Origin of the sequence: Lyngbya aestuarii BL J, from assembly GCF_000478195.2 — a bacterium.
Lineage (GTDB): Bacteria > Cyanobacteriota > Cyanobacteriia > Cyanobacteriales > Microcoleaceae > Capilliphycus > Capilliphycus aestuarii.
Genome location: NZ_AUZM01000126.1, coordinates 1 through 9245, shown reverse-complemented (window position 1 = coordinate 9245; position 9245 = coordinate 1). Strand labels below are relative to the sequence as shown.

Genomic DNA, 9245 nt, shown 5'->3' with positions numbered 1-9245 from the left:
AAGAAGAAACCGATGAAACTGAAGTCGATCCTCCTCCAAAAGCTGAGATCGACGATCCGATTACGGATGACAGACCTTCCGTTGAAACGCCTGAGAATGAACAAGAACCGGATTCTCAACCCGACCCGGATGTAGACCCGCCTTCGACTCCAGACAATTCCTCTGGTGAGGATATACCTGTTGTTGATCCTCCATCAAATGATGAATTTCCACCGACCACCGAAGAGGAGTCTTCATCCGGGACAGAATCCAATGATCCGACCACCGGAGATGAATCTCCATCGGGGACAGGATTAGATGATCCCACCCCAACAGAACCTGTTCTCACACCCGAACCTGAGTTTGAACCGACTCCTCCAGATATATCCGGTTTCACAGTTTTGACCATTAATGGTACCGATCTCAGCGATAATCTTCTCGGTAGTGACAATGACAGTGAAATTTTTAGAGGATTTTCTGGAGACGATATTATCTTTGGTTTCGCTCAACCAGATAACTTTTTTGGAGGTGAGGGTAATGACTTGATGTTTGGAAATCAAAATGAGGATTTCCTAGAAGGAAACGAAGGAAACGATACCGTATTTGGCGGTAAACAAAATGACACATTACTCGGTCATGCAGGTGAAGATAGTCTATTTGGCGATCAAGATGATGACCTCCTCTATGGTGGAGAAAATGCAGACTGGCTCAATGGTAATTTAGGAAATGACACCATTAAAGGAGGAGACGGTGATGATTTAGCCTACGGAGGACAAGGTAATGATGTTCTCGAAGGTGAAGCGGGAAATGACTTTGTTAGTGGAGATAATGGAGATGATATTTTGATTGGTGCCGATCCCAATATAACTGATGCCGGACAGAACGAAATTGATACTTTAGTAGGGGGAACAGGAGCGGATACATTTGTTCTGGGTGATGAGATTCAAGTTTATTATGAAGATGGCGATCTCAATAACCTCGGTTTAGAAGATTACGCTATAGTTCAAGATTTCGACAGCACTCAAGATATTATTCAACTCGCAGGAAATGCGGAAGATTATCGACTGGATGTTCAACCCGAGGGTTTACCTCAAGGAACTGCACTCTATCATACTGTTGGGGGTCAAGATGAACTGATTGCGATTATTCAGGGAACATCTTTCCCTGTTGTGCTTGAAGAAGATTACTTTACGTTTGTTTAATTCCGTTTTAGAAATTGACGATGTGAAGCGGACAGGTTATCTGAAATTAAACAAAAAACAAAAATGGTTTAACCTGTCCAACTCGAATATGAAATCCAACTTAAAAAGGGTCTTGCAAAAGCTGCAAAACCCGATCAAAGTGAGGCATTTTAAAGATGATTTAATGAAATCTAATAAGAATTATTATAGCCTTCTCGTCGCTGTTTGCCGTTATTGTAACGGGGTTTAGCTTTATTAATATAAAATACGCGGATCACCGATGCTACAAATCTTTCTCCCCACCTCCTTACCTCCCTACCTCCCTACCTCCCTACCGATCATTTTGAGGGTTTGTATGAATGCTCATTAACGAATAAACGAAAGGTCAACTCGTCCAAAATTAGTGGTTAAAGCGATATTCAAGTTTTCCAGAACTTTAATTAACCATTGCACTCCTTCTTGGGTTGTGGATTCGTAATGGTTAAAAAGAATAGAAAGTCGCTTTTCTAGATAGGGTTTAACTTTGCGACAAACTAGAATAATTTTCAACAGTAAACCCACTGTAAAGGTTGGCCCCACATTGGCAATTAAGTCAATGAAGACAAAGTGATTAGGTTTTTGAGGACTCTCAACAATGAGAAAGTTTAACATTTGACTACAGGTTCTCAGGAGCAAAAACTCACTAAAAGGTTCATCATCACTCTGAGGAATAATCAGTTCTAATTGCTTGTAGAGTTTATCACTAAATTGACATTTGCTGTACGAAGAACCAAAGGATTTAGGGTTGAGATACTCATAAAAATCATCTTTGAAATCTCGAAAGCTTGGTGTAAAACTGGAGTGAGTGATAAAGCGTTGAGCCATGTCGCGATAAGTATCTGCTCCTTCTACTTTTCCCACAAATTGTTTTAAAGCACCAAAAAGTTCTCGATTACTTAAGAGGGTTGGGTTATCGATAGGAGATTTAATCTTTTTCGCTGCTTCTCTAGACACTCGTGCAACTTCTGCTCGTCGCCATTGATGTGCTGAATATTGGGATAAATCGAGTTCAAATTTCCGCTGCTTTTGAGCTTGAATATTCCGAATCATTTGCTGATGTTCATAGGAACTATAATCACTGAGCAAACAATGGGTATATAAATAGGGATAGCGAGGAATTAGGGTTCTTAAGGGTTGGGTTGAAAGAGGACGAGAATGACGCCCTGAAGACTGACACAGCACTTCTGCAAATCGTTTTAAGGCTAAGAATTGTTCACTTTTAACAAACTTTTGGGTCAGTTCGTTTAATCGTCTTAAACGTCTTGAGTAAGTGTAGCTACTGAGTGTTTTTTCTGCGACCTGATCAAAGAGTTTCAGTAACTCATTAATGGCTTCTTTTCGATTAGACAGAAGTGTATGCCAACGATTGATTAAAATATAGCAGCAGCGATTGAGAATGAAGTTAAAATCTTCATCGACTTGCTTAGTATTTAATATTTTCTCTAAAGCCTGAGCAATATGGCGATCTGGATATCCAGAACCCTCTATGAATAATAATCGAATTCGTTCGATTAGTTCCGAAGAACTTTCAACTTCAACTCGTTCAAGTAAGTGGTCATAGAGTTGCTGTTCTTCCGGAGAAATTAACCGACTGTAACTGCTGACTGACTGTTTGTTCATTTGAGATCACAAATCCACCCTAAATCATATTCTTTCAGAAAATGGGCTGATTAAACTTTAAAAAAACCACAAAAATTTTGTGAGAAGGACATCTCACTCCAAATCATGTTTACCCCAGGTTAAAACTTTACGACAGACAATAGGATAGAACAACAGTCCAGCTTCACTACAATTTTGAGACAAAAGTAGTACAAACTAGACTCTCCAATTGTTCAACTGTTGTCTCGCTCCCAAACACCTATAAGTTACTCTAATCAATGCACGAGAAATAAGATAAGTTCGCTTCAGATTCTATCAAGATGCCTAAACTCTGAAATAATAATGGCAACTTTACCGTTAAGCTCTAAATGTTTCCAGGATGTTCAGCCCTATTACATTAACCCAACTCTCTCAAATTGTAGCGGAACAGTTACCTCCGCAGTGTGACACCCCCCAAGACGCTCAAGTGATCGCTATCACGACGGATACTCGTACCCTTCAACCCGGAGAAGCTTTTCTGGCTTTAAGAGGTGAACGGTTTGATGGTCATCATTTTGTTGAACAGGCGATCGCTCAGGGCGCAGTCTGTGCCATTGTAGACGCAGATTTTACGACTGACAATCCGAATTTACCCTTACTCACTGTTGAGGATACTCTAGTCGCTTATCAGACCATCGCTCGTTGGTGGCGAGAACAATTCACCATCCCCATTATTGGGGTTACGGGTTCGGTGGGGAAAACAACAACTAAAGAATTGATTGCTGCGGTTCTCGCGACTCAAGGAAACGTTCACAAAACTCAAGCCAATTATAATAATGAAATTGGAGTTCCGAAAACGCTCTTACAATTGACCTCTAATCACAACTATGCTGTGATTGAAATGGCTATGCGAGCGAAAGGAGAAATCGCTTTATTAACTCAAATTGCTCGCCCCACAATTGGCTTAATTACCAATGTCGGAACAGCTCATATCGGACGACTCGGTTCAGAACAGGCGATCGCTGAAGCTAAATGTGAATTACTGGCTGAAATGCCTCAAAATAGCGTTGCCGTTCTCAACTATGATAACCGCCGTTTGATGGATACAGCCGCTACAGTTTGGTCTGGAGAAACCCTTACCTATGGTTTAGAAGGGGGAGACTTACAAGGTGAATTAATCGACACTCACACCCTTCGGGTTGAAGGTTTAGATTTACCTTTACCCTTACCAGGATATCACAATGCGTCGAATTTTTTAGCGGCTTTAGCGGTTTTAAAAATTATTCAAGGTCCAGGTTTAACACCTACCCAACTCTATACCCCTTTACAGACGGGCTTATCGGTTCAATTACCAGCAGGACGATCTAAATGTTACGAGCTTTCTAATGATATTGTGATTTTAGATGAAACTTACAATGCTGGATTAGAATCAATGATTGCTGCTTTAAAGTTGTTGAGGGAAACTCTGGGTCGGCGTCATATTGCGGTTTTAGGAACAATGAAAGAACTCGGAGAGCGATCGCTAGAATTTCATCAAAAAGTTGGCAAAACGGCTCAAGAGCTTAATTTGGATGCACTGTTTATTTTAGCAGATGCGGAAGAAGCGCGAGCGATGGCAACGGGGGCGAAAGGTTTATCGGTTGTTGAAGTTGGCAAAATGGACGTTGAGAATATTCACAATCAAATTGCCGAACAATTAATTGAATTTATCCAACCGGGAGATCGTATTTTATTTAAAGCGTCTCATTCGGTTGAACTCAATCGGGTTGTGGAAAAAGTGCGAGAAACTCTCGAATCAAGTTGAAACTTCTAGGGAAGCTGGAGTTTACAGAAACTTTACATATAGTAAAACATAACTCTCTTTTAACTGAAGCTCTCAATGATTTAAGCTTGTTACCAGATATTAATCTTATCCCCTTAGATATGTTTTCTTTGTACACTCAAATGTTCAACAATCCCGAACAATTTGGTTTTACAACAGTAACAGAAGCTTGTCTGAGTCCCGATGCTTCCCTCTTTCCCAATCTCACTCCTCCTCAAAGCGTTTCCTTTACGATTTGCGATCAACCGGATAAATATGTATTTTGGGATGGTATTCATCCAACCACCGCTTCTCATGCTGTTTTAGCAGAATTTGCTTTAGCTCAATTACATGAACCTGAGTCTGTTCCTGAACCGAGAAATTGGGTCGCTTTAACAATTTTATCCTTGGGTGGATTGTTGTACAAAACTTTAAATTCATCCAAAAAAAATATTATGTCTAGCTCTACTGTAGACACTTATTTATCGAAGTTTTAATCTCGGAATTTAATCAGATTGAGTGGAGTTAGAGGGAGGCCCGTCGAGTTGATCGATGTATTCGCGCCAATACTTAATTTTGTCATTTTCTAGGGTAAAAATAATCGCATCTTCTGCATAGGAAGGTTCCCCTGTTTCACGGTTAATCTCACTCCAACTCCATTCTACAGCACCTTGATCACCATTTTCAATAATCCGATTAATTTCAATATTAACCACAGAATTTGAGACAAAAAAATCTTGAGCTGCTTGTTTAATTTGTTGTTTTCCTTGCAAACGAGAAGATGAAACAATAAACAGAGAATCTTCTGCAAAATCAGCAATAATTTGGTCAACATCACCCGTTAACCAAGCTTCAGCTTGTCTGTTTACTAATTGTTGAATTGGAGAAGAACTTGACATTAATTGATGTTGAGTAACTAAATTAAACGCGGTCTGATTAACCGCAGAAAAAAGGAGTGGTTCAGCCCGAATAGAACTTAATCCAACTCCCCAAAAAACCAGGATTGAAATGATTAAAACAATAAGCCGCATGATTGATCGTTATCCTGTCTTTATAGTCATTGACCTGATTTTTTCCCAGGTAGAGGCGCAACAGTTGCGCCCAAAATTCAATAAAAGATAATTGATTTATTCCATCGGTTTTAAGCCTCGCAATAAACCAAACTTAATCAATCCTCGTTCATAGCCCTGACTCATCAACCCTAAAGATAAAGCCGCTTCAATCGTTGTCCAACCCGACGATAATAAACCCAGAATCGATTTTAAATTAAAAGCCGAATCAATGACAATATTCCAAAACGGTGCAACTGCTTTTGACCAGTCTGCGGTTTGAATAGAATCAAAGCCAGTTTTGATCGCAATTGCCTCATATTCCGGTAAAGAAATCACATAAGGTAAAGCATAAACGCGATAAATTTCCGCTAAATGTTTACGTTCATCATCGGTGAGTTCAGGAGCCGTTGGCCAGACTGGACGATGACACCAAGTTGCCATCAAAAATAATCCACCAGGCTTTAAAACTCGATAGCATTCCTGTAAAAACTGAATTTTATTGGGCATATGTTCGCCGCTTTCAAGTGACCAAACTAAATCAAAGGAATCATCCTCAAACGGCATTTCTAAGGCATTGGCGACGCGAAAATTAACGTTTTGACTCAACTGGGCGGCTTGGGCGCGTTCAATAGCCCGGTTCGCCTGGACGGGGCTGAGAGTAATCCCTGTGGCTTGGGCTTGGAACTTTTCAGCCAGGTATAAAGTGCTACCCCCAATCCCACAACCAATATCTAAAATTTGGGAAAACTTCGATTTTTCCGCAAGGGATTGACCCTCTGGGCTTTCCATTCCCCAGGCGAGAAATTCCTCAATCAAATCAATTTGGGCTTGACGTCGCTCTTTTTTCAGGTTTCCTTCCGGGCCATAATAGCCATGGTGCATATGTTCGCCCCAAACCTCCTCCCACAGAGTCGAGGAAGCATCGTAGAATTGTTGAATCTGTTGATAAAGTGTTGAGGTCATCGCCCAAGGTATATGTTTTACTGAAAGTCTATTATCAGCCTATTGGTGGTTGCTTGTTCGTCTTGCAACCCCAAATAATCGTGATAATGAAGCATGATTGCACAAAAGTCCTCACAGGGCGAGCGAAATTGACTTGTTAAAATCCTCCAGGGAGTCACAGATTACTCCGTCAGACAACAACAGAGACAGCACGAACTGTTGGTCATCGGTACACCGTTTTGAAAAGGAGCAGCGACCCCGTCGAGGTCTCCAACTCCTGCGGAGACGCTTCGCGAACGACTTGGGAACGCGCTGCGCTGCTGTGACCATTGGTCAATCTAAACTCTAAATTCTAGAACTGAAAATCGAATGACTATATCGAGAACAATTTGCTTAGGCTTCTTGACTGTAATTGCAGCCGGAACCGTCTTGCTGTTGATGCCATTTTCCTTGGGTGAGGAAGCACTTGTACACAGCCCAATTACCACATTTATCACGGCTTTATTTACGGCAACATCAGCGGTTTGTGTTACAGGTCTATCGGTTGTAAATGTGGGAGAATATTATTCTTTTTGGGGACAGTTGGTTTTGATTTTGTTAGTCGAAGTGGGTGCTTTGGGTTACATGACCGCCACGACAATTTTGTTGTTGATTATTGGGCGAAAATTTGGCTTAAGAGATAAACTTGCTTTGCAACAAACTTTAGACACAACCGGATTAGGAGGAGTGGTTTCTCTCGTTAAATCTGTAATTGCTACCATGATTTTATTTCAGTTAACGGGGGTTTTCCTATTATTAACGGTTTTTGTGCCAGACTACGGATTTAATCAAGGACTATGGCTCTCTATTTTTCATAGCATTAATGGATTTAATAATGCTGGATTTAGTTTATTTGCCGATAGTTTAGTCCGATATATGACCTCTCCGATGTTGAATCTCACACTCACGACTCTGATTATCTTTGGCGGTTTAGGATATCAGGTGATTATTGAGTTATATTTGGGGATACGAGAACGTTTATCCCGAAATATAACTCACCGAGAGCTTTCCCTTCACTTTAAAATTGTGACCAGTACCACATTTTTTCTATTGATTTTAGGAACAATTTTGATTTTTAGTGTAGAATTTAATAATCCTAATACACTTGAACCCCTAACTTTATCTGAGAAAATTATGGCTGCTTGGTTTCAGTCTGTGACCAGTCGGACGGCAGGTTTTAACACTATTAATACAGGAGGAATGACAGCCGCAGGATTATTTATAACTGTAATTTTAATGTTTGTTGGTGCGAGTCCAGGAAGTACCGGAGGTGGAATTAAAACCACCACAGCTAGAGTGTTACTCCAATGTACAAAAGCAACATTGCAAGGTCGCGACGAAGTGCTATGCTACCAACGTCAAATTCCAGCAACTTTAATTTTGAAAGCTGTTTCTGTTGTAGTAGGTTCAAGTCTAGTGGTTTTATTCTCAACTCTTTTCGTCAGTTTATTACAATCAAATTTAGATTTTTCTGAAGTCTTTTTTGAGATTGTTTCTGCATTTGCTACGGTAGGATTATCAACCGGAATTACTGGACTGTTATCACCTCTCTCTCAATTAGTTGTCATTGCCACCATGTATATTGGTCGAGTGGGTGTATTGTTATTAATGCTAGCTATCGTGGGAGATCCTAAACCCACTTCTATTGACTATCCCGAGGAAAATCTTTTAGTAGGTTAAAATAATGAGTTTATCATCCTTAAACTTTTTACGAAATTTTCGCACTGAAAAACAGCAATTTGCAATCATTGGAATGGGTCGTTTTGGTCGGGCTGTTGCTTTAACACTTCATAATGCAGGGTATGAAGTTTTAGCCGTTGATCGCGATGAAAAAAGAGTCAGTCAAGCTTTAAGTAATCGGATCGCTGCCCATGCCATTCAACTCGATTCTACTGAACTTAGTGCCTTGAAAGAAGCGGGAATTCTTGAGTTTAATACCGTGATTGTAGCGATTGGAAATTATTTGGCAGAAAGTGTAACCACCACGCTCACACTTAAAGAAGCAGGGATCGATTTTGTCGTCGCTAAAGCGTCCTCAGAAACTCACATGAAAATCCTCAAAAAAGTGGGAGCCGATCATGTCGTTTTTCCTGAACGAGAAATGGGATGTGAACTCGCGCGGCTATTAACAAAACCCCGAATTTTAGACCAGTTTGAACTCGATTCAAAGTATAGTATTGTGGAAATGGTTGTTCCTAAAGAATTTGATGGGAAAACAATTGCTGAGTTAGAATTACGAAGTAAATATGGTTTAACCTTGCTTGTGATTCGGGATGATAAAGATAAATTAGAAATAAATCCCCTTCCCAATCGACGCTTAAAAAAAGAAACCGTAATTGTGGTACTCGGCTCCAATGATGATATTAATCGCTTAATTAACAAAACCTAACAATCACCTGGGGGAATAAAGTCGAAAAAGTTCTCAACTGAAATTGAAAGGGTTAATTTTTCGACTTCCAGCCAATTAAGTTTGCTCTGAATAAAGAGATTGATAACATTCATCAGACATCTCAAAATTTGCAGTCACATTCTGAATATCATCGAGATCATCTAAAGCATCCATTAATTTGATCAACGATTCTGCTTGATCTTGATCATTAATTTCAATCGTGTTATTCGGAATCCAGCGTAACT

9 protein-coding genes are annotated in these 9245 nt (G+C 40.1%); 5 read left to right on the top strand and 4 right to left on the bottom strand.

Annotation, left to right across the window (positions count from 1 at the left end; all coding sequences use genetic code 11):
- Nucleotides 1-1181, top strand: a 1181-nt coding sequence (locus M595_RS26410; protein ID WP_023069642.1) for a calcium-binding protein, incomplete at its 5' end; no start/stop codon positions are given.
- A gap of 345 nt (nucleotides 1182-1526) precedes the next feature.
- Here M595_RS26410 and M595_RS26400 read toward each other — a convergent pair.
- Complete coding sequence (locus M595_RS26400) at nucleotides 1527-2819, bottom strand: Sll1247 family protein (protein WP_023069647.1); 1293 nt, start codon at nucleotides 2817-2819, stop codon at nucleotides 1527-1529.
- Nucleotides 2820-3177: 358 nt separating this feature from the next.
- On the opposite strand from M595_RS26400, the gene M595_RS26395 reads away from it, so the two are divergent.
- Nucleotides 3178-4581 (top strand): UDP-N-acetylmuramoyl-tripeptide--D-alanyl-D-alanine ligase, encoded by a 1404-nt coding sequence (locus M595_RS26395; protein WP_023069650.1) that lies wholly within the window; start codon nucleotides 3178-3180, stop codon nucleotides 4579-4581.
- 119 nt (nucleotides 4582-4700) lie between these two features.
- Nucleotides 4701-5075, top strand: coding sequence for a hypothetical protein (locus M595_RS26390; RefSeq protein ID WP_152983643.1), 375 nt, complete (start codon nucleotides 4701-4703; stop codon nucleotides 5073-5075).
- Between the two features lie 9 nt (nucleotides 5076-5084).
- On the opposite strand, the gene M595_RS26385 is transcribed toward M595_RS26390, so the two are convergent.
- Entirely contained in the window at nucleotides 5085-5609 is a 525-nt protein-coding gene (locus tag M595_RS26385; RefSeq protein WP_023069649.1) for a nuclear transport factor 2 family protein, read from the bottom strand.
- A 96-nt stretch (nucleotides 5610-5705) separates the two neighbouring features.
- The gene (locus tag M595_RS26380) at nucleotides 5706-6593 is read right to left on the bottom strand and encodes a methyltransferase domain-containing protein (protein ID WP_023069643.1); all 888 of its coding nucleotides are present in this window, start codon (nucleotides 6591-6593) and stop codon (nucleotides 5706-5708) included.
- A gap of 348 nt (nucleotides 6594-6941) precedes the next feature.
- Between M595_RS26380 and M595_RS26375 the strand changes: the two genes are divergently transcribed.
- Nucleotides 6942-8291, top strand: coding sequence for a TrkH family potassium uptake protein (locus M595_RS26375; protein WP_023069645.1), 1350 nt, complete (start codon nucleotides 6942-6944; stop codon nucleotides 8289-8291).
- A gap of 4 nt (nucleotides 8292-8295) precedes the next feature.
- Nucleotides 8296-9000, top strand: a complete 705-nt coding sequence (locus M595_RS26370; RefSeq protein ID WP_023069644.1) for a potassium channel family protein — start codon at nucleotides 8296-8298, stop codon at nucleotides 8998-9000.
- A 75-nt stretch (nucleotides 9001-9075) separates the two neighbouring features.
- Here the strand turns inward: M595_RS26370 and M595_RS26365 are convergent.
- Nucleotides 9076-9245: YebC/PmpR family DNA-binding transcriptional regulator (locus tag M595_RS26365; RefSeq protein WP_023069646.1), on the bottom strand; the 170-nt coding region annotated here is incomplete at its 5' end.

Bases quoted from the DNA above. Each gene is read 5' to 3' on its own strand.
- M595_RS26400 (WP_023069647.1), bottom strand. From the start codon at position 2,819: ATGAACAAACAGTCAGTCAGCAGTTACAGTCGGTTAATTTCTCCGGAA.
- M595_RS26395 (WP_023069650.1), top strand. From the start codon at position 3,178: ATGTTCAGCCCTATTACATTAACCCAACTCTCTCAAATTGTAGCGGAA.
- M595_RS26390 (WP_152983643.1), top strand. From the start codon at position 4,701: ATGTTTTCTTTGTACACTCAAATGTTCAACAATCCCGAACAATTTGGT.
- M595_RS26385 (WP_023069649.1), bottom strand. From the start codon at position 5,609: ATGCGGCTTATTGTTTTAATCATTTCAATCCTGGTTTTTTGGGGAGTT.
- M595_RS26380 (WP_023069643.1), bottom strand. From the start codon at position 6,593: ATGACCTCAACACTTTATCAACAGATTCAACAATTCTACGATGCTTCC.
- M595_RS26375 (WP_023069645.1), top strand. From the start codon at position 6,942: ATGACTATATCGAGAACAATTTGCTTAGGCTTCTTGACTGTAATTGCA.
- M595_RS26370 (WP_023069644.1), top strand. From the start codon at position 8,296: ATGAGTTTATCATCCTTAAACTTTTTACGAAATTTTCGCACTGAAAAA.